The sequence below is a fragment of the Azobacteroides sp. (SeqCode) genome, assembly GCF_055395615.1.
The window spans coordinates 495419-521836 of record NZ_AP014701.1; the positions used below are offsets into that span (position 1 = coordinate 495419).

16 protein-coding genes, 3 tRNA genes and 1 pseudogene are annotated in these 26418 nt (G+C 29.7%); 13 read left to right on the plus strand and 7 right to left on the minus strand.

What is annotated here, in order from left to right:
* The first annotated feature begins 6 nt into the window (after positions 1-6).
* The 3 genes from wzx to ACZ5QM_RS02075 all read left to right on the plus strand — a co-directional run bounded on the left by wzx (position 7) and on the right by ACZ5QM_RS02075 (position 2569).
* Positions 7-1428, plus strand: a complete 1422-nt coding sequence (gene wzx, locus ACZ5QM_RS02065) for an O-unit flippase-like protein (RefSeq protein WP_464182329.1) — start codon at positions 7-9, stop codon at positions 1426-1428.
* Positions 1416-1913 (plus strand): glycosyltransferase family 2 protein, encoded by a 498-nt coding sequence (locus ACZ5QM_RS02070; protein WP_464202989.1) that lies wholly within the window; start codon positions 1416-1418, stop codon positions 1911-1913. The genes wzx and ACZ5QM_RS02070 overlap by 13 nt, the downstream gene beginning before the upstream one ends.
* Positions 1914-2495: 582 nt before the next feature.
* A tRNA-Arg gene (locus tag ACZ5QM_RS02075) sits at positions 2496-2569 on the plus strand.
* A gap of 15 nt (positions 2570-2584) precedes the next feature.
* Here ACZ5QM_RS02075 and miaB read toward each other — a convergent pair.
* On the minus strand, positions 2585-3934 hold the full coding sequence (miaB, locus tag ACZ5QM_RS02080) for a tRNA (N6-isopentenyl adenosine(37)-C2)-methylthiotransferase MiaB (RefSeq protein WP_464182331.1): 1350 nt from the start codon (positions 3932-3934) through the stop codon (positions 2585-2587).
* Positions 3935-4179: 245 nt separating this feature from the next.
* On the opposite strand from miaB, the gene ACZ5QM_RS02085 reads away from it, so the two are divergent.
* The 5 genes from ACZ5QM_RS02085 (at position 4180) to ACZ5QM_RS02105 (ending at position 7303) form a co-directional block, all read left to right on the plus strand.
* Positions 4180-4440, plus strand: a complete 261-nt coding sequence (locus tag ACZ5QM_RS02085; RefSeq protein WP_464182332.1) for a hypothetical protein — start codon at positions 4180-4182, stop codon at positions 4438-4440.
* A gap of 294 nt (positions 4441-4734) precedes the next feature.
* Positions 4735-5706 (plus strand): polyprenyl synthetase family protein, encoded by a 972-nt coding sequence (locus ACZ5QM_RS02090; RefSeq protein ID WP_464182333.1) that lies wholly within the window; start codon positions 4735-4737, stop codon positions 5704-5706.
* A gap of 19 nt (positions 5707-5725) precedes the next feature.
* Positions 5726-6394, plus strand: a complete 669-nt coding sequence (locus ACZ5QM_RS02095) for a hypothetical protein (RefSeq protein WP_464182335.1) — start codon at positions 5726-5728, stop codon at positions 6392-6394.
* 16 nt (positions 6395-6410) lie between these two features.
* On the plus strand, positions 6411-7181 hold the full coding sequence (locus tag ACZ5QM_RS02100) for a TatD family hydrolase (protein WP_464182336.1): 771 nt from the start codon (positions 6411-6413) through the stop codon (positions 7179-7181).
* Between the two features lie 34 nt (positions 7182-7215).
* Positions 7216-7303, plus strand: a tRNA-Ser gene (locus ACZ5QM_RS02105).
* 90 nt (positions 7304-7393) lie between these two features.
* On the opposite strand, the gene recR is transcribed toward ACZ5QM_RS02105, so the two are convergent.
* Both recR and fabG read right to left on the minus strand, forming a co-directional pair.
* Positions 7394-8023 carry a recombination mediator RecR gene (recR, locus tag ACZ5QM_RS02110; protein ID WP_464182337.1) on the minus strand — a complete coding sequence of 210 codons (630 nt, stop codon included), beginning with the start codon at positions 8021-8023 and terminating at the stop codon, positions 7394-7396.
* A 59-nt stretch (positions 8024-8082) separates the two neighbouring features.
* Positions 8083-8820, minus strand: coding sequence for a 3-oxoacyl-[acyl-carrier-protein] reductase (gene fabG, locus ACZ5QM_RS02115; protein ID WP_464182338.1), 738 nt, complete (start codon positions 8818-8820; stop codon positions 8083-8085).
* Between the two features lie 154 nt (positions 8821-8974).
* Here fabG and ACZ5QM_RS02120 point away from each other — a divergent pair.
* Positions 8975-9047 (plus strand) — tRNA-Met (locus ACZ5QM_RS02120).
* A 37-nt stretch (positions 9048-9084) separates the two neighbouring features.
* Here the strand turns inward: ACZ5QM_RS02120 and ACZ5QM_RS02125 are convergent.
* Positions 9085-11388, minus strand: a complete 2304-nt coding sequence (locus ACZ5QM_RS02125) for an NADP-dependent malic enzyme (protein WP_464182339.1) — start codon at positions 11386-11388, stop codon at positions 9085-9087.
* A gap of 149 nt (positions 11389-11537) precedes the next feature.
* Here ACZ5QM_RS02125 and carA point away from each other — a divergent pair.
* From carA to ACZ5QM_RS02145, 4 genes and pseudogenes are all read left to right on the plus strand, one after another.
* A pseudogene (gene carA / locus ACZ5QM_RS02130) lies at positions 11538-12599 on the plus strand (glutamine-hydrolyzing carbamoyl-phosphate synthase small subunit); the annotation flags it as partial.
* A gap of 60 nt (positions 12600-12659) precedes the next feature.
* Complete coding sequence (carB, locus tag ACZ5QM_RS02135) at positions 12660-15884, plus strand: carbamoyl-phosphate synthase (glutamine-hydrolyzing) large subunit (protein WP_464203038.1); 3225 nt, start codon at positions 12660-12662, stop codon at positions 15882-15884.
* Between the two features lie 1145 nt (positions 15885-17029).
* Positions 17030-18100: a glutamate 5-kinase gene (proB, locus tag ACZ5QM_RS02140; protein WP_464182340.1), complete on the plus strand. Its 1071-nt coding sequence runs from the start codon at positions 17030-17032 to the stop codon at positions 18098-18100.
* 17 nt (positions 18101-18117) lie between these two features.
* A complete protein-coding gene (locus ACZ5QM_RS02145) occupies positions 18118-19371 on the plus strand; it encodes a glutamate-5-semialdehyde dehydrogenase (RefSeq protein WP_464182342.1) in 1254 nt (417 codons plus the stop codon).
* Between the two features lie 1716 nt (positions 19372-21087).
* Here ACZ5QM_RS02145 and asnS read toward each other — a convergent pair.
* The 3 genes from asnS to purB are packed head-to-tail and all read right to left on the minus strand — an operon-like array spanning position 21088 to position 24791.
* A complete protein-coding gene (asnS, locus tag ACZ5QM_RS02150) occupies positions 21088-22476 on the minus strand; it encodes an asparagine--tRNA ligase (RefSeq protein ID WP_464182343.1) in 1389 nt (462 codons plus the stop codon).
* 11 nt (positions 22477-22487) lie between these two features.
* Complete coding sequence (locus tag ACZ5QM_RS02155) at positions 22488-23420, minus strand: pseudouridine synthase (protein WP_464202990.1); 933 nt, start codon at positions 23418-23420, stop codon at positions 22488-22490.
* Between the two features lie 24 nt (positions 23421-23444).
* A complete protein-coding gene (gene purB / locus ACZ5QM_RS02160) occupies positions 23445-24791 on the minus strand; it encodes an adenylosuccinate lyase (protein WP_464182345.1) in 1347 nt (448 codons plus the stop codon).
* Positions 24792-26418 lie beyond the last annotated feature (1627 nt).

Below are 26418 nucleotides of genomic sequence, written 5' to 3' on the forward strand. Positions count from 1 at the left end.
AAAATTATGGGAAATATTAACATTGGTGGAAAAGATATATTTTGGACTTATTTAGCATTATTTCTACAAATAGGGAATAACATCATTCTATTTCCTATTATTTTAAGAACATTTTCTCAAGAAACAGTAGGTATTTTGGTTGTTTTTTTAACAATTATTGGATTAGCAGGATTATTAGATTTTGGCTTTAGCACTTCTTTTACTAGAAATGTTTCTTATATTTTCAGTGGATCAAAAACATTACAAAAAACGGGATACTCTCTTATAGAAAATACTTCAGAAATAGACTATAGTCTATTTAAAGGACTTATTAATGCTATGCATTTGTTTTATTTTCGTATAGCATTAGTCCTTTTTTTTATACTGACAACAGCAGGAACCTACTACATTTATACTGTTTTAAAAAAATATTCTGGAAATCAACAAAATATATGTCTTGCGTGGATTATTCTCATAATTACTACTTCATATTCTCTCTATACACTTTATTATGATGCTTTATTACTAGGAAAAGGGTTAGTTAAACGCAATAAACAAATCGTTATTATTAGCCAGACCGTTTATTTAATTGTTGCTATCGCATTAATAACATTGCAGTTTAACTTTATTGTTGCAATTGTTAGCGCAAAAGCTTTATCCGTTTTTACAATGAGAATTTTATCTTATAAAGCAGTTTATACAGTTGATTTTAAATATCAACTTATGAAAGTAACTCCTCAATCGTACAAAAAAATACTAAAATTTATTTACCCTAACGCTATAAAAATTGGATTAACTTCTCTTGGAGGATTTTTAGTTAATCAACTTGTTATTCTTATTGGGTCTTTCTATCTTCCGTTAAAAGAAATTGCCTCATACTGGGTAACTATGCAAATAATAGGAATTATTACAGCTTTAACAAATGTTTATTACTTCTCCTATCAACCTCAAATTGTTCAATATAGATTGCAAGGAGATAATAAATCTATTAAGCATCTTTATTTAAATGGAATTTTGCTTTCACTTTTGATATTTATTGTTGGAAGCCTAATATTATTGTTTTTAGGGAATTGGGCTTTAACTTGGATAGGGAGTAAAACGTCTTTGTTACCTAATTTTTTTTTGATAGTTGCTCTGTTCATTTGTTTTTTTGAAGCAAATCATACCAATGCGGTAGGAATTATTCTGACAAAAAATGAAGTTCCTTTTTTTAAAGCTTCTTTATTCTCTGGGATAGTTACATCTATCTTGTTATTTTTGTTTTTTCAATACACACTTATAGGTATTTGGGCTACAATAATTGCACGAGGCATTGCTCAAGGAATTTATCAAAACTGGAAATGGCCATTAGAAGTAGTGAGAGAATTAAAAATAAGAAAACGAGACTTCCACAAAACTAATTTAAGCAATTATCTAAAATTAATTTCAAAATTAAAATGGAATCATTGATTATTCCTATTTATAATGGAGAAAAATTCTTAGAGAAATGTGTTCGTTCTCTTTTTGAACAAACTATCAACAATATTAAATTTATTTTTGTTAATGATTATACGCGAGATGAGAGTGTATTTTTACTAGAAAAACTAATAAAATTATGTCCTGAAAGAAAACCTTTTCTAAAGACTATTCATCATAAACAAAATAGTGATGTTGCTTCTGCGAGAAATACAGGTATAAATAATGCTTTAGCTAAGTATATTTTCTTCATTGACCAAGATTATTATTTAGATAATAATGCATTAGAAATCTTTTATGATGAAGCAAATAAAGAAAATGCCGATATCGTTTATTCCAACCATCTATACCAATATAGATATCATCATTACATTTTTAAAAATAAGGCAATAGTAAATAAACAAAGGTATTTGATTGAAATATTAAAATTAAATGTCTCAATTGAGCTTTGGTCACGCCTATATAAAAAAAATATTTGATTTATACACTTTACGTTTTCCTGAAAATACTTCTGGAGTAGATGATTTAGCAATTGTTCCGATTTTATTTTATTATGCTAATAAAATAAAATATATTAATTTTACTCAATATCATTATGTTAGATATAATTCACAGGCGGTAACGCAAAAAAAATGAAAAACAATCGCTTTCAGACGATTGTTTTTGCAATTGATTATTTGGATATTTTTTTTAAGGGGAAAGAAGATATATGTATCAGTGCTCTGGAATGGACTAAATTTCACATAAAAATGTACAGCATAATTCATACTTGTGGCGAATTGAAGCTGTATGCTTGTTCATTTTTTCTGAGACAGGTATAAGGCCTTCTAGTATAAAAGAAAAATTGATATACTATATAAGTAAAAAAAAACTTTTTACTTTCTTGAATTTTGTTTTTGATGTAAAACACATATTTTCTTGTCTGAGAAAATGTGTGTGGTTTTTTTGTAAAAACAGATTATGTTCATCATTACTTTTTGAAGTGAATATAATCGTCACAATAAATAATCGAAGTATCAAGAATAAGATTACCTTTGCAGGTTTACTTGTTTTGAACAAATGGCCGCGTAGCTCAATTGAATAGAGTAGCTGACTACGGATCAGCTGGCTACAGGTTTGAATCCTGTCGCGGTCACACAATAAGGGTGAGTTATTGTATTGAATTCCCAAATAAAGTAGTAGCAGAAGCGTTTTTTATTTCAACTAGTATCTTTTCACCTGTATAGTGATTTTTTTTATCAAATATAACAATTTTATTTTGTGAAGTTCTCCCAAATAATTGCTCATGAGAACGCTTAGAAACCCCTTCTACTAGTATTTCCATTGTTTTTCCGATATCTTTTTTGTTTTGAATAAGAGATATTTCCAACTGCAAAGCAATAATTTCATTTAGACGTTTGGTTTTTATTTCTTCTGAAATATCATCGGATAAGTGATAATAGGCATAAGTTTTCGGACGTTCTGAATATTTAAACATAAATGCAGAATCAAAACAGACTTCTTTCATAAGAGAAAGGGTTTTTTTATGATCTTCTTCCGTTTCGGAAGGGAACCCGCAAAATAAATCTGTAGAAATACTAGCCTCTGGAATAATCTTTCTAATGGATTCTATTCTTTGCAAATACCATTCACGAGTGTATTTTCGATTCATAGCCTTTAAGATTTTGGAACTCCCAGATTGGACTGGGAGATGAATATGTTTGCAGATATTATCGTATTTAGCTATTATACTTAAAATTTCGTCACTCATATCTTTTGGATGAGAAGTAATAAAACGAATACGCATTTCAGGTGCGGTAGAAGCTATTATTTTCAATAAATTAGAAAAATTGATAATACTTTTATTTTTATAAAAGTAGGAATTTACATTTTGTCCCAAGAGTGTTACCTCTTTATATCCTTGTTTCTTTAAAACTTGTAGCTCATTCAAAATACTTTCTAAATCACGACTTCTTTCTCTCCCTCGAGTATAAGGAACAATGCAATAGGAACAAAAGTTATTGCATCCTCTCATAATAGGAATAAAGCTAGAAATTTTAATTTCTGAAAATTTTAATGGGATGATACTTTTATAAGTTTCAGTAGATGATAAATCTACGTTAATAGCTTTTGAACCGTTTTCAACGGTTTTTATTAAATTGGGTAAATCTAAGTAAGAATCCGGGCCAACCACTAAATCTGCGTGATATTTTTGTATCAGTGTTTCCTTTATTCGTTCTGCCATACAACCTAATACACCAATGATAAGCTGATTCTTTTTCTCCTTTAATGATTGGAAGTATTGCAATCGATAGAAAACTTTTTTTTCTGCATTTTCTCTAATGGAACAAGTATTTATTAAAATAATATCGGCTTCTAAAATGTTTTTGGTAGATTCGAAATTATCCATTTGCATAATAGCTCTTACAATTTCGCTATCAGAAATATTCATTTGGCATCCATAGGTTTCAATAAAAATTTTTCGAATATTGTTGTTAGTTGAAAATTTTCTTTCAAACATAATCAGCGGAGATTTAAATGATTTTTAACTAAAAATATAAATTTTATGTATTATTTTTTATGATATAAAAAATAATTATATTCGGATGTGCTTTTTATATTAGTAAAAACTTTGAAAATTTTATTCGAAAATTGACCGAAAATTAGTTTTAATTTTAAGTTAAAATGTTTATAAATTGGGGGTAATTGTATTCCGTTACTAATTTTTTATAGTTGTTTTTAGTTCAGTAAAAACAACTATAAAAAATGAAGAAAAATTTGCCAGGAAATAAAAGTGAAAAAGAAATATATTCTACTAAAAAATTGATTATCAAGAATGTACAAAAAAGGAAAAATATGATACAAGAAAAAGCTTCGAAAACAACTAGCCTCAAAAAATTTCATACAAATGATACCATATGTATGGAGACAGATGAACAGAATGATATTTCTTTTGTTTTTACAACAGAGGAAATTTGTCATGCAATTATTTATAAAGAAATTTTCAATAGGAAATTTTATAGTTAATTTAAAGTTTAAAATAGTAGATATGATAGGGGTAAGGAAGAAAAAAATATATTCTGCTCTTTTAATCTGTTTAATTATGTAGTTGTAATTTTGAAAAGAATCAATGTAGAGATTTTTTTTTGATGATCGTCCTAAGTATATTGCATACGTTTATAACGGTAGCTTTCTATTTTTTATTCTTTTAAGTGATTTTTATTGTAGTTTACTATCGTAATACGTACACGTAACTTCGTAACTATAGAGATAAAATTTCGAGAAAAATTGAGTTACTCTATTTTTGATTAGAAAAATCAAATGAATTATCAGGAAGTATTATCACTTATCACAAAAAAAATTGCTGAAATATCGTATCCTAAAAAACCAAAAGAACTTTACGAACCAATAGTTTATCTTTTGTCTATGAAAGGGAAAAGAATTCGTCCAATTCTCACACTTATGGCTTGTCTCCTCTTTCAAGAGGATATAAAATATGCGATGAATACAGCTTTAGCTTGGGAAATTTTTCACAATTTCACTTTAATGCACGATGATATTATGGATAATGCCTCTTTAAGAAGAGGACTGCCACCCGTCCATATAAAATGGAATAAAACAATAGCACTTCTTGCAGGTGATTCTATGTTAATACTTGCTTATAAATATATGTCTAAATCACCAATACAATACAGGAATATTCTATTACGTTTATTTTCCTCTGTTTCCATGCAAGTTTGTGAAGGACAAATGTATGATACATTATTTGAAAATCGCTTGGACGTTCGTGAAGAAGAATACTTGAAATTAGTTCGTCTTAAAACAGCAAAACTACTATCTGCTTGTCTATATTCTGGGGCTATTATAGGTGGTTCTAGTAAACAAAATGCAAAACTCTTACAAAATTTTGGTATTAATTTGGGGATTGCCTTTCAAATACAAGACGATATGTTGGATGTATACGGAGATAATTCTTTCGGAAAAGAGATAGGTAAAGATATTCTTTCAAATAAAAGGACTTTTTTGCTTATAAATGCTTTAAATGCTTGTAACAAAACTGAACGAGAAAAATTACTTTGTTTGTTAAACAAAAAAGAGCAACAACAAAAAGAGGAAAAAATTGCGTTTATTATTGCTTTATATAATAAAAAAAAAATAAAAGAAAAAATTTGTGATGTAATAAAAAGTCACTATCAACTGGCTTTGCATTCTCTAAAAAGAGTAACCATTGAAGAAGAAAAAAAACTATCTTTGGTCAATTTGACCAGAAGTTTAATAGAAAGAACATCTTAAAATTAATGAAGTTTCATTTATGCCTGCGAAAAAATTACCAAATTCAGATGCAGAATGTCTTAGAACTTTGAATGTTATCCTTAAGTGTGAAAAATTGCTCAAAGGAGGAGATACTATTCTTTCGGAGAAGGAATTGTATGATTTTCGTCTCTTTTTACCTTTGTATGAAAAAGAATGGGTTTGTTTTGAAAAAGCATTAGAAGAAGAATCTAATGCTAGAAAGCAATATGAGGATTTATTTAAAACTTTACAATTATATATTTCTCATTTTATTCAAGTTTTAAATCTATCGGTGATACGAAACGAATTAAAACCGGAAAGTAGAACTTATTATGGTATTGAAGAAAATACACTTCCAAATCTCTCTACAGAAAAAGCTGTATTGGAATGGGGTGAACAATTAATTAAAGGAGAATCGGAGAGAATTTTTCAAGGCGGATCTCCAATTTATAATCCAACTATTTCTAAAGTAAAAGTGTATTATGAATTGTTTAAGGATTCTTTTCAAAATTTGAAAACATATCGACAAAATGTTGTTCGTATACAAAAAAACTTAGATAAATTACGAAATGAAGCAAATCGAATAATTTTGAATGTTTGGACAAAAGTAGAATTTAAATATTGGGATTTACCATCTGTTGAACGAAAAAGAAAATTTAAAGAATACGGTGTACAATTTTTTTCTTAAAAGAGAATAAAATTAAATGCTTCTAGTTGATACTCACACCCATCTTTCCTTTGTGGTATTTGATTCTGATATTCAGGAAATAATTAGAAGAGCCTTTATAGTTGGAGTAAAAAAAATTTGTATCCCTAATATAGATTTAGCATCTATTCCTCGTGTGAATGCTTTACGTAAAAGTTTCCCAAATGTTTGTTTTTCTATGATGGGGTTACATCCGATAAGTATTAATACAAACTATAAAAAAGATTTGGCAATTGTCCGTAAAGAATTAGAAAAACAAACGTTTATTGCAATAGGAGAAATTGGAATAGACTTTTTTTGGGATAAAACGTATATTAAGGAACAAATAGAGGCCTTTGAAGAACAATTAAATTGGAGTATCGAGTGGAATTTACCAGTTGTTATCCATGTGCGAGGAGCTTTTCCTCAAGTTTTTGAAAGTTTGTATAAAGTTGGGGTAGATAAATTATATGGTGTATTTCATAGTTTTATTGGGAGCCTAGAAAATTTGGTAGAAATATTAAAGTGTAAAAATTTCATGTTGGGAATTAATGGTACAGTAACTTATAAGAATATTAAATTCCAGGAATATTTATCTCTTGCACCTATTGAAAAAATTCTTTTGGAAACGGATGCGCCTTATCTTACTCCTGTTCCATTTAGAGGGAAAAGAAATGAATCAGCTTATATTGTTCATACAGCAAAGAAAGTTGCAGAGATTTATAATTTGCCTCTTGAATTTATTGCAAACAAAACTTCGAACAATGCTGACAGATTATTCAATATTTGATTTTTATATTTTCGATTTTTCTGAAAAATACTTAGGAGAGGTGCTTGAGTGGTTGAAGAGGCACGCTTGGAAAGCGTGTGTACCAAAAAAAGGTACCACAGGTTCGAATCCTGTTCTCTCCGCTTCTGTCAAAACCAAATGAAGAAATGACATTTTGAGCATTAGAATCTAAAAAGACAACTACAGAAGCTACAGCAGGAATATCTTACTTTTTATTTATATTCAATAGTTTTACTGAAATCAACGCGATTTAATATAGAATTTCCTAATGTAATTTCGTCCGTATATTTAATTTCATCACCAATAGGAACACCACGAGCAAGGATTGATATTATCACTTTCAAATCAATATTGTAAAGTTTCCTATAAATATAAAAATTAGTTGTATCCCCTTCCATTGTGGGGCTCAAGGCTAAGATAATTTCTTTTACTTCGCCACTTTTAACTCTTTCCATTAAGCTCCTTATTTGTAAATCTCTGGGGCCAATTCCTTCCATTGGAGATATAATTCCGCCTAGTACATGATATAATCCATGAAATTGTCCTGTACTTTCAATTGCTATTACGTCTCTAACGTTTTCTACTACACAAATTAAAGAAATGTCTCGTGATGTATTACTACAAATATCACAAATTTCATTATCGCAAATATTGTGACAAACCTTACAGTAATTTATTTTGTTTCGGAGAGTAATAATAGCTTTTCCAAAATTTTCAACTTCTTTTTGGGTTTTCTTTAGGAGATGAAGCACTAATCGTAAGGCAGTTTTACGACCAATACCCGGTAATTTAGCAAATTCATTGATAGCATTTTTCAATAAAGAAGAAGAGTATTTCCCCATTTATTTAATCAAAACAAGGCAATAAGAAAAATATTTCAATTCACTAAAAAGTGATTTATTTAGGTATTCATTCCTCCATCCACTTGAATAACCTGTCCTGTAACGTAAGACGAAAGATCAGAAGCAAGGAACAAAGCGATGTTGGCAACATCTTTAGTTGTACCAGCACGACGTAATGGAATTTTTTTTACCCATTCGGCACGAACTTCTTCCGAAAGCTTATGAGTCATTTCAGTGGAAATAAATCCAGGAGCTATAACGTTTGCACGTATTCCACGAACCCCTAATTCTCTTGCAACAGATTTTATCAATCCAATCATACCTGCTTTAGAAGCAGAATAATTCGATTGTCCTGCGTTCCCATGCACACCAACGACAGAACTTATATTGATAATACTCCCGAATTTCTGTTTTATCATTATAGGAGTCAAAGAATTAATAAAATTAAAAGCTGATTTTAAATTTATTTTAAGAACTAAGTCCCATTGCTTTTCGGTCATACGAATCATTAAATTATCACGAGTAATACCCGCATTGTTAACTAAAATGTCAATATTATTGAAATCTTTAATTATTTCTTCTATTATTTTGTGAGTATCTTCAAAATCAGCTGCATCAGAAGTATAACCCTTTACTTCTACTCCAAACAGTTTTATTTCATTTATAGTATTTTCATCAATGGTTATATCAGTAAATGCAATATTACACCCTTCTTGTGCGAAACAAATGGCAATTGCCTTGCCAATTCCACGCGAAGCTCCCGTCACAATTGCTGTTTTTCCTTCTAATAATTTCATTATTACAACGCTTTTATAATACTTTACTATATTCGTACGCAATCAATTGTATACAAATATAGTAAAGTATTATAAAAGCAAGAAAAAATTGATTGAAAAGATTTGTAAAAATTTGGTTTTAATGAAAAAAAAAATATCTTTGTAGGGAAAATATCGCGGAGTGGAGCAGTTGGTAGCTCGTTGGGCTCATAACCCAAAGGTCGTAAGTTCGAGTCTTGCCTCCGCAACAATCTTTCAACGGGTCGAAGGTCTGTCGTTTTTGTGCTAATTTTGGTTTATGATTGTTTTATTCGATTGTAACTTTTCCATAACGATAGCATCGACTACAGCTATAACGACAATATTAACAATGTCTCGTACTGAACTTGCAATATCAGTAAAATGGATAGGTTTTTTTAATCCCATCTGGATGGGACCTGTCATATCGCCAACTTGCATTTCGTTTAATAATTTTTGGGCAATGTTAGCAGAACTCAGATTAGGAAAAACTAATGCGTTTACGTCCTTACCAAGCAATCGATTGAATGGGTATTTATTATCCCGTAAGATTTTGTCAAGAGCAAAACCAACTTGCATTTCTCCGTCTATTGCTAAGTTAGGATATTCTTCTTGCATAATTTTTATCATTTTATGCATACTAGCCGGACTTCCTCCTGTGTATGAACCAAAATTAGAATAAGAAACCCCTGCAATTACTGGTTCTTGAGCAAAAAAACGAACAGTTTCAGCGGTTAATTTAGCAATATCTACGAGCTCTTCAGTTGATGGATGACGATTAACAAGAGTATCAGCAAGAAAATAAGTACCCTTTTGCCCTGTTAAAATATGCATAGTTCCAAAAGTGCAATGTCCTTCGCGTATTCCTATTACTTCTTTGGCTACTTTGATAGTGTTAGAATATTTGGTATAAACACCTGTAACAAAAGCATCGGCATCTCCTGTTTCTACCATCATCATTCCAAAATAGTTACGCTCAAACATTTTATCTATAGCTTCGTCAAGAGTAGCTCCTTCACGAGCTCTTTTTTTAGATAACAAAGCTGCATATCTATGCCTTCTATCCATTTCACTATCATGACGTAGATTGATTATTTTTATGCCTTCTAAATCTATATTATTTTCAGATGCTAACTTAATGATACGTTCATCATTTCCTAATAAAATAGGATAAGCAATTTTTTCGTCTCTAACTTGTGCAGCTGCTTTCAGCATATTTTCATGTGAACCTTCAGCAAATACGACGCGTTTTGGATTTTTAAAAGCTATATCACTCAACTGACGGATAAGTTTATTGTCGTAACCCATTAAATCTTGCAAATTATCTTCATACCGATTCCAATCGGTAATAATTTTTTTGGCTACTCCTGATTGTATAGCAGCTTTTGCTACAGCTATGGATACACGGGTAAGCAATCGTGGATCCATAGGTTTAGGAATAATATATTCGCGTCCAAAATTTAAATGAGAAAGTCCATAAGCAGCATTTACAACATCTGGAACTGATTCCTTTGCTAAACTAGCAATTGCTTTGACAGCAGCCAACTTCATCTCTTCATTAATGACTGTTGCTCGTATGTCTAATGCACCACGAAAAATATAAGGAAATCCCAATACATTATTTACTTGATTTGGGTAATCTGAACGACCAGTAGCGAAAATAATATCTGGACGAGAAGCTTTAGCTTTTTGGTAAGATATTTCTGGATTTGGGTTTGCTAATGCAAAAACAACTGGATTTTCAGACATACTACAAATCATTTCTCCTGTCAAAACATTAGCAACAGATAAACCTAAAAAAACATCTGCTCCTACCAAAGCTTCTACAAGAGTATTTATTTTTCTTTTAGAAGCAAAAAAAGCTTTTTCAGGTGTTAAATCGGAACGATATACAGAAATAACACCTTTACTATCACACATAACAATATTTTTCTTTTTAGCTCCTAGAGCCATATACAAGTGTGTACATGAATTAGCAGATGCTCCAGCTCCGTTTACAACAATTTTTGCATCTTCAATCTTTTTACCGGCTATTTCCAAAGCATTTATTAACCCTGCTGAAGAAATAATTGCTGTACCATGTTGGTCATCATGCATCACTGGAATGTCCAACTCTTCTTTTAGTCTTCTTTCTATCTCGAAACATTCAGGAGCTTTAATATCTTCTAAATTAATTCCCCCAAATGTTGGAGCAATTGCTTTGACAGCCTCTACAAATTTATCAATATTTTTTTCGTTAACTTCAATATCAAATACATCGATACCAGCAAAAACTTTAAATAACAAACCTTTACCTTCCATCACAGGCTTACCTGCTACTGCTCCAATATCTCCCAACCCTAACACAGCCGTTCCATTAGAAATTACAGCAACAAGATTCCCTTTTGCTGTATAATCATACGCTTTTTCAGGATTTTTTTCTATTACAAGACAAGGTTCGGCTACTCCAGGAGAGTAAGCCAATGATAAATCATATTGGGTGCTGTGAGGTTTTGTTGGAATAACTTCTATTTTCCCAGGCTTACCCTCCGAGTGATAACGTAATGCTTTTCCTTTAATTGTTTTCCCCATATATTTTTGATGGAATTAAATAAAACATATCTCCCAAATATACATAAAATATATGAAATAAGGTCAAAATTTGTATACATGATAATGAAAAACTCATTTTTATCCTATAACTTTGATATCCCAGAGAATACATATGTATATATAATTTCATGGATAAAAAAATTGCTCTAGTGTTAGAAAACGGTTCGAAATTTGAAGGTTACTCTTTTGGATACGAAATTCCGACTTCAGGCGAAGTAGTTTTTAATACTGCAATGGTTGGTTACCCAGAGAGTTTAACCGATCCTTCCTATGCAGGACAAATTCTTACAGTTACCTACCCTTTAATTGGTAACTATGGTGTTCCAGAAGATAGCGTTATAAATGGTCTTTCTAAGTTCTATGAATCGGAAAAAATCCAAGTAAGCGGATTAATTATTTCGGAATATTCTCGCAAATATAGCCATTGGAATGCACGAAAAAGTTTGGGAGAGTGGTTGAAAGAACACAAAGTCCCAGGTATTTTTGGAATAGATACACGAGCTATTACTAAATTAATTCGTGAATATGGTTCTATGAAAGGAAAAATTGTATTTGATTCTCTTAGCGAAATTGATTTTATAGATACTTCATTGGAAAATTTAATAGAAAAAGTTAGTTGTAAGGAGGTTTTGAGATATGGAAATGGCCTAAAAACTATTGTATTGGTCGATTGTGGAGTGAAGCATAATATTATTCGTTGCTTATTGAAAAAAGGTGCTAATGTTATTCGTGTTCCTTGGAATTATAACTTTAATAAGTTAAAATATGATGGATTATTTATTTCTAATGGGCCTGGGAATCCTGAATATGGAAAGATAACTGTGAATCATATTAAGGAGGCTATGAGTTGTGGAAAACCAATAATGGGAATTTGTATGGGGAATCAATTATTAGCAAAAGCGGCAGGAGCAACTATCTATAAATTGAAATATGGACACCGAAGTCATAATCAACCTATCCAAATGATAAATTCTAAAAAATGCTTTATCACTTCTCAAAATCATGGGTATGCAGTAAATACAAAACAACTGAGTGATGATTGGGAAATTTTATTCACCAATATGAATGATAACTCAAATGAAGGAATCCGCCATAAAATTTATCCTTGGTTTTCAACACAATTTCATCCAGAAGCCGCATCAGGGCCTACAGATACGGAATTCCTTTTTGATACATTTGTGAACAATATATCAAAAGCAGAGCAAATTACAAAAAATATAAAAAAAATATTTTCTTCCTTTGTTCCTTGCATTCCCTCTTCGCGTAAGTATAAAAAAATTTTATTACTTGGGTCAGGAGCTTTAAAAATTGGCGAAGCAGGAGAATTTGATTATTCCGGGTCACAAGCATTAAAGGCTTTAAAGGAAGAAGGTATTTATACTGTTTTAATTAATCCTAATATTGCAACTGTACAGACTTCGGAAGGGGTAGCTGATAAAATTTATTTTCTCCCTGTTACTCCTTTTTTTGTAGAAAGGATAATAGAAAAAGAAAAACCAGAAGGTATTCTACTTTCTTTTGGAGGGCAAACTGCTCTTAATTGTGGAGTATCTCTTTATCAGTCAGGTATTTTAGAAAAATATAATGTAAATGTATTAGGAACACCTGTTCAATCTATCATTGAAACGGAAGATAGAGAACTATTCATAAAAAAATTGAACCAAATAAATGTAAAATCAATTAATAGCATTGCAGTAGAAACAATTAAGGATGCGCACAAGGCAGCTGAAGAATTAGGTTATCCTATTATTGTACGAGCAGCATATTCGTTAGGTGGATTAGGTAGTGGATTTTGCAATAGTCACGAACAGTTGCAGATATTAGTAGAAAAAGCTTTTAATTATTCCAACCAATTATTAATTGAAAAATCATTGAAAGGTTGGAAAGAAATAGAATATGAAGTAGTACGAGATAAATACGATAACTGTATTACGGTTTGTAATATGGAAAATTTTGATCCTCTAGGAATACATACTGGGGAAAGTATTGTTGTTGCTCCTTCACAAACTTTGACTAATCAAGAATACCAAAAATTACGAGAATTATCTATTCGAATCATCCGTCATATTGGAATTGTAGGTGAGTGTAATGTGCAATATGCTTTCGATACTACTTCTGAAGACTATCGTGTAATTGAAGTAAATGCTCGTCTTAGCCGTTCTTCAGCTTTGGCATCCAAAGCTACAGGCTATCCATTAGCATTTATTGCAACAAAACTAGCTCTAGGTTATGGATTGCAGGATTTAAAAAATTCTGTAACCAAAATAACTACGGCATTTTTTGAACCGGCTTTAGATTATATAGTTTGTAAAATTCCACGTTGGGATCTGGGAAAATTTCATGGTGTATCTAAAGAAATTGGCTCAAATATGAAAAGTGTAGGAGAGGTAATGGCTATTGGTCGAAATTTTGAAGAAGTGATTCAAAAAGGATTACGAATGATTGCTCAAGGTATGCATGGTTTTGTAGCAAATAATGATATGGAAGTATCACATATGGACAAATCTTTATCTGAGCCAACTGATAAACGAATATTTATTATTGCTCAAGCCTTAAAAATTGGATATTCGATAGATCGAATACACGAATTGACTCAAATAGATCTTTGGTTTCTTCAAAAATTGCAGTCTATTTACCAAATTTCCAAAGAAATAGAAAAATATAATTCTATAAATGAATTACCTGCTGATTTATTGCTGATTTCAAAACAAAAAGGCTTTTCGGATTATCAAATTACTAAACTGTTATATAAGAATTCTGATATAGCAACCAATGAAATCTTATCTTTACGTAAATATCGCAAGATGTTAAATATTTTGCCTGTTGTAAAACAGATTGATACCTTAGCTGCTGAGTACCCTGCCCAAACTAATTATTTGTATCTCACTTATAATGGAATAGAAAATGATATCCATTATCTAAATGTTAAATGTGCAGTAATTGTTTTGGGTTCTGGGGCTTATCGTATTGGTAGTAGCGTTGAATTTGATTGGTGTTCAGTAAATGCTTTAAAAACTATTCGGGAAAGAGGGCTGCAAGGAGTAATGATTAATTATAATCCGGAAACAGTTTCTACAGACTATGATGTATGCGATCGTTTATACTTTGATGAGTTAACTCTAGAGAGAGTTATGGATATCATTGAATTGGAAAATCCAAAAGGTATAATTTTATCAACTGGTGGACAGATTCCAAATAATCTTGCACTATCTTTAGATAGATCTGGCATTCCGATTTTTGGAACAAATGCTTCCAGTATAGATAATGCTGAAGATAGACATAAATTTTCTTCTATGCTCGATAGATTGAAAATTGACCAACCGAAATGGAAAGAATTAATTTCGCTATCAGATATTTACAAATTTGTAGAAGAAGTAGGGTTCCCTGTATTGATTCGTCCTTCATACGTATTATCAGGAGCAGCAATGAATGTTTGTGCTAATCAATCGGAATTAATTTTTTTTCTAAAATTAGCTGTTGATGTTTCAAAAAAACATCCAGTCGTAGTGAGTGAATTTATACAAAATGCTAAAGAAATAGAAATAGATGCAGTAGCGAATAGAGGAGAAATTCTTACTTATGCTATTTCGGAACATATAGAATTTGCTGGGATTCATTCTGGAGATGCAACTATTCAGTTTCCTCCACAAAGACTGTATGTGGAAACTGTCCGAAAAATCAAACGAATAGCAAAAGAAATAGCAAAAGCATTGCTAATTACTGGGCCGTTTAATATACAATTTTTGGCAAAAGACAATGAAATCAAAGTGATAGAATGTAATTTGCGTGCTTCTCGAAGTTTTCCTTTTGTATCTAAAATATTAAAATTAAACTTTATAGAATTAGCAACTCTTGTTATGTTGGGAGATTCTATTAATAAACCGAATAAAAATGAATTTGATTTAGATTATGTAGGAATCAAAGCTTCTCAATTTTCTTTTTCACGACTTCAAGAAGCTGACCCAATACTGGGAGTAGATATGTCTTCTACTGGTGAAGTTGGTTGTATTGGTGACGACTATTATGAAGCTGTATTGAAATCTATGCTTTCAGTTGGGATGAGTATTCCTAAAAAAAATATATTAGTATCAGGTGGAACTTTACGCTCTAAAGTATATATTTTGAATTCATGTCGCTTATTGCAACAGAAAGGTTATGTATTATATGCTACCGAAGGAACACACCGTTTTTTTTCCAATAATGATATTCCTTCTATTCGTGTATATCAGCCCAATGAAAAAAAAAATCCTTCTGCTCTTGATATGATTCGTGAAAAACAAGTAGACTTGGTAATAAATATTCCTAAAAATCTAACACAAGGAGAATTATCAAATGGTTATAAAATTCGTCGTGGGGCAATAGATTTCAATATCCCTTTATTTACTAATTCTCGTCTTGCCTCAGCATTCATACATGCTTTTTGTCTAATAGATCTAAGTAAAATTCCCATCAAAAGTTGGGATGAATACAAATAATACCTAGCTAGTTTATAGTAGATAAAATTAATTAGGAAGTATTTAATTCTATTAAAATTTCTTGCTAATTATAAAAAGCAACTACAAATTGTTATGAACTGTGATAATTGAATAAGTAATTTGATGTATATTCTTTTAGAAAATTTGTTTCAAAACTATATGTATTTTATCGTTCTATATGGTAAGAATACTGTTTTATTAATTGTTAAAAACAATTAATAAAAATTTAACAAAAAGTGGAATTAACAATATTTATGATTAAGATTTGTAGATTTTATTTTTTATAAATAAAGATAAAGTATAGAAAGTATTGTTTGAATTTTTCAATAACATATAAATATGCTATCAATGGACTTTTTTAATTTCCAAACTTAACCCAAAGTGAGTTGCTTATTTGTAGATTCAACCAACTTGAAATAAGGAGAATTACTGAAAATAAAAGCTAAAAAGAGCCTTTCAAATACAAAAAAATGTCTAAAAACATCGTTACATTGCAGAGATTGTTATGTAATAATTGTAAAGTCAAAATGAAATCATTGAATAATAAAATAGGAATTATTATGCATAAAAATATTCTAGCTTTGGCTTTACGACTCTCTACGAATATTCAGAATTTTTCAACAAAAAAAATTCTACATTACGTCAAATGTTATATGTTTTTGTTACTTTTAAGAGTAACAACATTGATTATTTTGTAAAGTTAAACTACATTGCAGTATGGGTGGAGTTCCCATGTCAAATCTTTCTAAAGATTTACTAAAGTAATATACAGCAGGCGTGATGTGTGGCTTCTTCTTAAGAAGATATCTATGGTTTAAAATGAAGGAATAAGTATTTTTATTATAGTTTACTATTTTGGGCACTTGTTTTACCTCAAATAAGTGAAGCTTCTTAATATAAAAAATACCTCTGAATTAGAATTGAACACAATATATGTAATAAAATTTTTATAAAAGGTAAAAAAGTATAAAGCATTTATTAAAATTGCTTGTATACCATTGTATATGAAGAAAAAATATATTAAATCTTAAATAGTTATTTTCATAAATACTTTTGTTAGATTTGGCCATTTTTTAATAATCGGTTATTTTAGTCGTTTTGAATTGATTAAGAAGCAAGAGTATAATTTATTTATAAATTTTTGAATGAAGCGTATTGCTATTAAAATAGGGAGTAATGTATTAACACGTAACGATGGTACATTGGATATTACACAAATATCGACTTTGGTAGATCAAATAGCAAAATTACATAAACAGGGAATAGAAATTATTATAATCTCTTCTGGTGCGGTTGCTTCTGGCCGGAACGAAATCAGATTAGAAAAGAAATTAGATTCTGTTTCAGCCAGACAGCTTTATTCTGCAGTAGGACAAGCCAAGTTAATTAATCACTATTATAAATTATTTCATAACCATGGGATCATTTGTGGGCAGGTACTTACTACTAAAGAGAATTTTAGTAGCCGTTCACATTATTTAAACCAAAAACATTGCATGGAAATAATGTTGGAAAACAAGGTCATTCCTATTGTAAATGAAAATGACACTGTCTCCGTAAGTGAACTTATGTTTACTGATAATGATGAACTATCATCTTTGATAGTCACTATGATGAAAATGGAGACTTTGATTCTTCTTAGTAATGTGGATGGAATTTATAATGGTGATCCAAATGATCCTAGTACATCAGTTATCAGAGAAATAACAGAGGATAAAGATATTTCAAATTGTGTACAAATCATTCAATCTTCTTTTGGACGTGGTGGAATGCAAACTAAATGTCGTATTGCTCGAAAAGTAGCTGAAGAGGGTACAACTGTTATTATTGCCAACGGTCGGCGTGAAAATATATTGCTTGAGTTATTAAAAGAGAAGAATGATGTAGTTTATACTAAATTCAAACCAGCAAAAAAAACAATAAGTGGAGTAAAAACATGGATAGCTCACTCTGAAGATTTTGCTAAGGGAGAAATATATATTAATAGTGGAGCAGCAAAAGTACTTCAAGGAAAGAAAGCTGTTAGTGTTCTTTTAGTTGGAGTTACTCATATTGTTGGTAATTTTAAGAAGGATGATATTGTTCGTATAATTGATGAAAATGGTATTCAAATAGGAGTAGGAAGATCTAGCTATAATAGTAAAGAAGCATCTCAACACATAGGCAAACACGATATGAAACCATTAATACATTGTGATTATCTTTATTTAGAATAATTGTTTAAAAAATATTTATGAACAATCAAGTACGAAATCTTTTGCAACAAGCAGGAATTGCTTCACGTACTTTAATAAGTATAAGTAATGAAACTATTAAAAATGTTCTGAAAGATACAGCAGAACACTTGCTAGAAAATCAGGATATTGTACTTGCAGCTAATTTTGAAGATTTATCACGTATGAATTCATCTGATCCCAAATATGACCGACTAAAATTGACGAAAGAACGTTTGCAAGAGATTGCGAATGATATGAAAAATGTTGCCATTCTCTCTTCTCCTATAGGTAAAATATTGTACAAAACAGTTTGTCCAAATGGCATGTTAATTAAAAAGATGAGAGTACCCTTTGGCATTATTGGAATTATTTATGAATCTCGTCCGAATGTAACTTTTGATGTTTTTTCTCTTTGCTTTAAAAGTGGGAATGCTTGTGTATTAAAAGGTGGTTCAGATGCCAATTTGTCCAATCATGCTCTAGTGTATATAATACACCAAGTACTAAAAAAGTATCGTATTGATGTAAATATATGTACATTAATACCTCCTGATAGAGATTCTACTCTCGCTTTGTTAAAAGCTGTTGGATTGATAGATTTGATTATTCCGCGTGGTAGTAGTTCTTTGATTAGTTTTGTACGAAATAATACTCGTATTCCAATTATTGAAACAGGTGCTGGTATTTGTCACACTTATTTTGATAAAGAAGGAGACAAAGAAAAAGGAAGGATGATCATCAATAATGCAAAAACTCGTCGTGTAAGTGTTTGCAATGCTTTGGATTGTTTGGTTTTCCATCAGAAAAGACTAAACGATTTACCTTATATATGTAGTGACCTAAAAAAAAATAACGTACTTATTTATGCTGATAAACTCTCGTATAAAGCATTAATGACCTATTACCCTTCTAATTTGCTTCAATCAGCAATAGAAGAAAACTTTGGTACAGAATTTTTAGACTATAAAATGAGTATTTGCACTGTTAGTAATATTTATGAAGCGATAGATCATATTACTAATTATGGTTCAAAACATAGTGAATGTATTATAAGTGAATCGTCTGAATCTATTAAGTTGTTTTTACAAGCAGTTGATGCGGCCTGTGTTTATGCTAATGTTTCTACTGCTTTTACTGATGGTTCTAAATTTGGTATGGGATCAGAAATAGGTATTAGTACACAAAAATTACATGCTCGTGGCCCTATGGGATTAGATGAGTTGACCACTTATAAGTATCTTATAGAAGGGAATGGGCATATACGCTCCTAAATATTCACTAGTGCTTATTTATATAAGTCTTAGTGAATATTTAGGAGCGTATATATGATTTTTATGAAAAGTATAAAGAAAAAATAATAGCAACTAGTGCAAAATTCATAGATAGTTATTCTGAATCAGAGGATGTGTTTGACACCAATGATGTTTTTGTGTCGTATCCAGAATTTATCCAGTTTATCTATCTATCTATCTATCTATCTATCTATCTATCTATCTATCTATACCAGTAAAAGTAAAAAAATGCATTAACTGATTTTGAAATCATGGTTTTTATATAAATATTTTCCAATTAATTATATCAGGAATTATTATTGTAAATAATAATTCCTGTGTTATTACCTATTTTTTTTTGATTTTAAGAAATACTGCTTTTTGATTTCATATTCCTATATAAAAGCTTAAAAATAAAAATAGAGTAAGTATATAAGAGGGTACATCACTAAAATTGTTGTATGTTAGTAGAGTGTTAACTTTTTTTATCGTCTATGCAAAACATAGTGGGATTCTTTTTAATTAAATTAGTTAAAACTAAGTATTGTGTTTGTAAAAGCACGAACATTTAAATGTAAATTAAATTAATTGAATATAATTGTTTTTTTGCGTTAATGTAGTTAAGACTAATAGGATATTTTCTTTTTAGATGTTGTAATTTGTTTGATATATCGAATATTAAAATCCGATACATATGTATTCTTACAGATAAACCTAAGGGATAATGGGGTTCATCTGTAGTATTTTGTATATTCAATATGACATTCGACCGTACTAGTAATTAAGATTATAGGAATACTATTATCTGGTACAATAGAAACAGAATAAATTTAGAGAAAATGTACTGGATATTTTAGAAAAAACAGATTGATTCAAAAACTTACATTTGTTTTTTAAAGTATTAAAATTCCCTTCCGAATAAAAAAACGATTGAGAAGTAGATTAATTTTAATAGAAACATTATTCCAATGTACATCAACTTCCTTACTTAAAAAAATACTGTTTTGCATTTTAAACACTCTTAATTACAAGGAGTAGATTCCTTTAGTGAACTTGTACAGAAATGCGAGAGAGGATAGTATCCAAAAAGTGGAAACGATAATAGATAATTAAAGGATGAGAATTATCTATATATCATATGGCACTCAGATTAAGCAAATTTATGTATTTTTAGACTATTTGTGATACATTTAGACTCATAAGCTTTTCAAAGATTTTCACAAATTCTATTAATTCTTTAGGCAAGTATGTAGTACTTTAGGCATATGAGAAAAGTTTTTTGTATGCCTAATATTTTAATATTAGTTTATTAAAGTCACTTAAATAACAAAATTTTAAAACGCTTTTCAAAACACTTTATAATTCAAAGCAAAATTATTATCTCTTGGAACTTAAAGAATCCAGTTATACTTAGTAAGTATTCAGATAATTGGGAATAGGGATGTTCATTTTTTTTGAAGCTTTTTTATATATATCAGTAGATGGGACTAAAAAGTAAATTCTGGAAAAAATACATTTATCAGTCTTTTCTTCTTTCTTTTACTCATCTTTTATGAATGATAAATCGGTTTTAAAGTTTCATAAACTATCTAAAACAAAAAAATCTTTTTATTGAAATGAAAAGATTTTTGTAGAATTAGAGATCGTAAGCAAATATTTCGTATTTCTCGAAACAAACTTTGGAGGTCATTTTATACTTGTTGTAAGTCTGTTTAATTAAAATTTTGAATTTTTAGGTGTTCGAGGAAAAGGTATTACATCACGAATATTTTGCATTCCAGTAATAAATAGCATTAATCTTTCAAAACCAAGACCAAATCCGGAATGAGGAGCTGTTCCGAAACGGCGCGTATCCAAATACCACCATAAATTATCTGTAGATATATTTAATTTTTTCATACGGTTTAGTAATTTTTGATAATCAGACTCCCGCTCTGAACCACCAATAATCTCTCCAATTTTTGGGAATAAAATATCCATTCCACGTACAGTTTCCCCATCGTCATTTTGTTTCATATAAAACGGTTTAATATTCTTCGGATAATCGGTCATGATAACAGGACACTTAAAATAATCCTCCACTAAATAACGCTCGTGTTCGGATTGCAAATCAGTACCATAATAAATAGGGAACTCAAATTTCTTATCGCTTTGCTCAAGGATTCTTATTCCTTCAGAATAAGATAGTCTAACAAATCTATTATTAAGTACAAAATTCAAACGTTCAATTAATTCGTTATCATATATTTTGTTTAGAAATTCTATGTCATCTTTACTGTATTTTATTGTATGAGAAATAATATATTTTAAAAAATCTTCTGCCAAATCCATATTGTCATTAATATCATAAAAAGCCACTTCTGGTTCTATCATCCAAAATTCTGCTAAATGACGAGGAGTATTAGAGTTTTCTGCACGAAAGATAGGCCCGAAAGTATAAATTCTTCCTAAAGCCATAGTTCCTAACTCACCTTCTAACTGTCCAGAAACGGTCAAATTAGTTAAACATCCGAAAAAATCTTGTGTATAATCTATTTTTCCATCTTTTACTTTCGGGCACTTGGAAATATCTAAACTGGTTACTTGGAACATAGAGCCTGCTCCTTCGGCATCTGAACTTGTTATTAATGGTGTATGAAAATAGAAAAAACCCCTTTTATTAAAATATTCATGAATGGCGTATGCTAAATGGTGACGAATTCGAAAAATACATCCAAAAGTATTGGTACGGGGACGTAAATGTGCAATTTCCCTTAAAAACTCCAATGAATGCTCTTTTTTTTGTAAAGGATAAATAGTTGGGTCAGCAATTCCGTAAATTTCTATTTCATCGGCTTGTATTTCAACTCTTTGAAATTTTCCTCTCGATTTTACTAATAACCCATTCGTTGAAATACAAGCTCCTGTAGTAATAAACTTCAGGGAACCTTCTCTCAATTTTGGAATACTTACCACAATTTGAATGCTTCTAACAGAAGAACCATCATTTAATTCTATAAAAGTGATGTTTTTATTTTCCCTACGAGTTCTCACCCATCCCTTTACACAAACCTTTTTATTAAAATCGATTGTATTTAATAAGTCTATTATTCTTGCTCTTTTCATCTCCTATAATATCAATCAAATTTTTTCATACAAAGCATGGAAATTTCTTGACTGTTAAGAAAACGGCATTGACCTTTCTTTAACTTTTCCTTTGTAATTCCAGCAAAACAAACACGATCTAATTGTACTACACGATAACCTAAATTTTCAAACATACGACGAATAATACGATTATGCCCAGAATGAATTTCTATACCTATTTGAGTTTTATCTTTATCATTTACATAATTAATATCGTCAGCACAAAATTCACCATCTTCTAATTGAATACCTTTAGATAATTTCTGCATATCGAGTGTATTTAATTCTCTATTTAACCATACATGATAAACTTTCTTTTTAAAATATCTAGGATGTGTCAGTTTATCGGATAACTCACCATCATTGGTTAATAATAAAACACCTGTTGTATTCCTATCTAACCTACCTACTGGGAAAATTTGTTTTTTACATACTGTTTTAACTAAATCCATGACTGTAGGTCTTCCTTGTGGATCATGAGTAGTAGTCACGTAATTTTTTGGTTTATTTAGTAATAGATAAACTTTATGCTCGGAACAAACAAGAGAATTAGAGAATTTTATTCTGTCTGTGCTATTTACTTTTGTTCCTAATTCGGTAACAAGTAGTCCATTTATTTTTACTAAACCAGCTTGAATATATTTATCTGCTTTACGGCGAGAACAAAGACCAGCATTGGATAAATATTTGTTTAACCGAATTAAATTGCTAGGATTAGACTTTAGCTTATCACAGTTAACTTTTTTTTGAAAATTATGTTTTGAATTAAGATTACAACTATTTCCATTTTGGATGGAAATTTCATTTTTGTTATTTTTTTTCTTTTTCAAATATTTTTGTTCCTCATTTTTACTATAAAACTGTTTTAGTTGACTATACAACTTTTTATCGTTTCGCTCTTTTTTATAGCATTCCGTGTTCATACTCTGATGAGCTTATTATTTTATTCATACACCTGTATAACTATGGGGCGTAATTGCCCGTAATTCTTTTTTAATGGTTTCATTTACATCTAATTTGTCTATAAAGGCTTGGATTGTCTCTTCTGTAATTCGATCATTAGTACGAGCTAATGATTTCAATATTTCATAAGGTTCCGGATACCCTTCTCTTCTTAGAATAGTTTGAATGCCTTCAGTTACTATGGACCAAGCATTTTCTAAATCTTTTTTTATAACATCTCTGTTGAGTAAAAGCTTACTTAACCCTTGCTGCAAATTTTGAAAAGCAACAGAAGTATGAGCAAACGGAACACCTATATTTCTTAAAACTGTAGAATCAGTTAAATCTCTCTGTAAACGAGAAATTGGTAATTTAGCGGATAAATGTTCTAAAAGAGCATTCGCAATACCTAAATTCCCTTCCGCATTTTCAAAATCAATTGGGTTTACTTTGTGAGGCATTGCAGAAGACCCTACTTCATTTTCCACTATCTTTTGCTTAAAATATTCCATTGAAATATACAGCCAAAAATCTTTGGATAAATCTAATAGAACGATATTAATACGCTTTAAAGCATCTAACAAAGCAGACAAATTGTCATAATTAGATACTTGCGTAGTATATTTTTCCCGAACTAATCCAATTTTTTTGTATATAAAATTGTTTCCAAATTCTTTCCAATTAATATGTGGATAAGCAATAACATGTGCATTATAATTACCTGTTGCGCCACCGAATTTAGCTGAAATAGGAATATTTTGTAATAGTTTTAATTGTTGTTCCAAACGACTAACAAAAACCTGAACTTCTTTCCCTAAACGGGTAGGAGACGCTGGTTGTCCATGAGTTCTTGCTAACATAGGTATATTCTCCCATTCTACTATATTTTTTTGTAATATGTTACGTATTTGTTTTAACATTGGAATATAATCACTCTCCAAAGTATGTTTGATTGCTAAAGGAATAGCTGTATTATTAATATCTTGAGAAGTCAATCCGAAATGAATAAACTCTTTGTAGCTTCCCAAGCCTAATTCGTCAAATCTTTTTTTTAGGAAATATTCGACCGATTTTACATCATGATTGATTGTTCGTTCTATTTGCTTTATATTTTCCGCATCTTTTATGGAAAAGAAACTATAAATGTCTCTTAGAGAGTTTTGCAAAGTGGATGAATTTATTTCTTTTAACTGTGGAAGCGGAATTTCACATAAAGAAATGAAATATTCAATTTCTACGTATACTCTGTATCTAATTAATGCATATTCAGAAAAAAAGGTGGAGAGTGACGTTGTTTTACTATGATACCTTCCATCAATAGGAGAAATAGCTGTAAGTGTACTTAAACGCATCTTTTAAAAAAAATCATAAATAACTTAATACTCCAAATTCATTGGGTAAAAATAGTTATCTTTTTTCAGAAATTATAATACAAGACTAAATCCTATCATAATAATGCAAAAAAATCTTTATAATTTCACTATGTACTATCAATTGACAAAGATATAATGAAAAGGTAAATCTATTTATTAAATTTTTCTGCATATTAATTGCAATTAGTTTTTTATTTATAGTCAATAAAAAACCACTATAATAATTTATAGTAAGTAAAATTAAAGATTTCACGTAAGTAAGAGTAAATCACATAATTATAATTCACTTTAATACGAATTAACTTGTAAATGTAAATAATATTAGAAAATGCTACTACTAATAATTATCATTCTAATCTAGAAATCAGTTTCCCTTTATTATTTGATATTTTGGAAGGTAATTTATCTGCTTTTAAAACTTTCTAAAAATAAAGTAAACTAAAGGATAGGCTGTAAAATTTATTCACAATCTAAATAAATTTTCTGAATTTATAATCGAAACTTTATTGTCCAGATTGAATGAGAATAGATATAAAAGTACAATTATATTTTATTGAATATGACTTTAGTTGATATTGATACAATCATACACTTAGAACTACTTACAGTATGTTTATAAATTGTTTTTCAATTAAACTTACAAGCATTGACATACGAATTGACACTTGAGATATTTAATTATCTAAATTAAGTATAAACGAATTGGACATTTACTTTACGTTTTATTGATATATTAAAAAGAAGACTATATGAAAATCATCATACAGTTTCACCTACGAATCAATAAAAAGGTAGTGAAATGTTGTATCATTATTTTTGATAGTTTCTCAAAAATAACGGTACTGGAGAGTACAAGATTGATGGATTTAAAATGCGAATTTTAGAAGAAAAAACTAAAAAAATGTTTAGAAAAAACTCACTTTTAGAAGTGATAAAATACTATAAATTATTAATAAGTATATTTAGATTCAGCTTAGTCAGAATTACACTTTTATGTAAAAAAACTTTTTTTGTATAGTTGTTATTATTTTAGTTACTATTATCGTAATAATGTTCTAGAAATATTATTCTAACGTAATTACAGTGAAAATTTTTAGCGTAAACTCTTCTAGTAAAAATGAAGAATTCCTTTTAAAGGAATGTATCTATGAAAATTGATATTCTTTTACCTTACAAATAGGCTTAAACATATTTCAATGGCAAGATGAGAGTTTTTCAAGAGAAATGGTCAACCTATCTAATGAGATTGATGGGCTATAATTACCAAGTATTTATTTAATGGCATATATAAATATTAGTAAGGTATTTTGTACTTGTTTCCTCCTTAATTTTTTTTAAAAGTTAATTGTGTTTAGTTTGTATATATACAAATGTTTTCTTTTTAGGTTGTAGAAAAGTCAGAATATATTTTAATGATTGAACATAATTTCAAGTCATAATAATAAACTTGGTATTTATACATAAATTTTCATTCTATGTAGAAGGAACAAATGTTATTATCGTTTTAAATGGTCTATAAAAACAATAGCTATGACTCTATCGTATGATAGAGTACTTTTTTTGAAAAATTTCGAAGGAATTTTTTGGTGACTACAAAGAAACATTG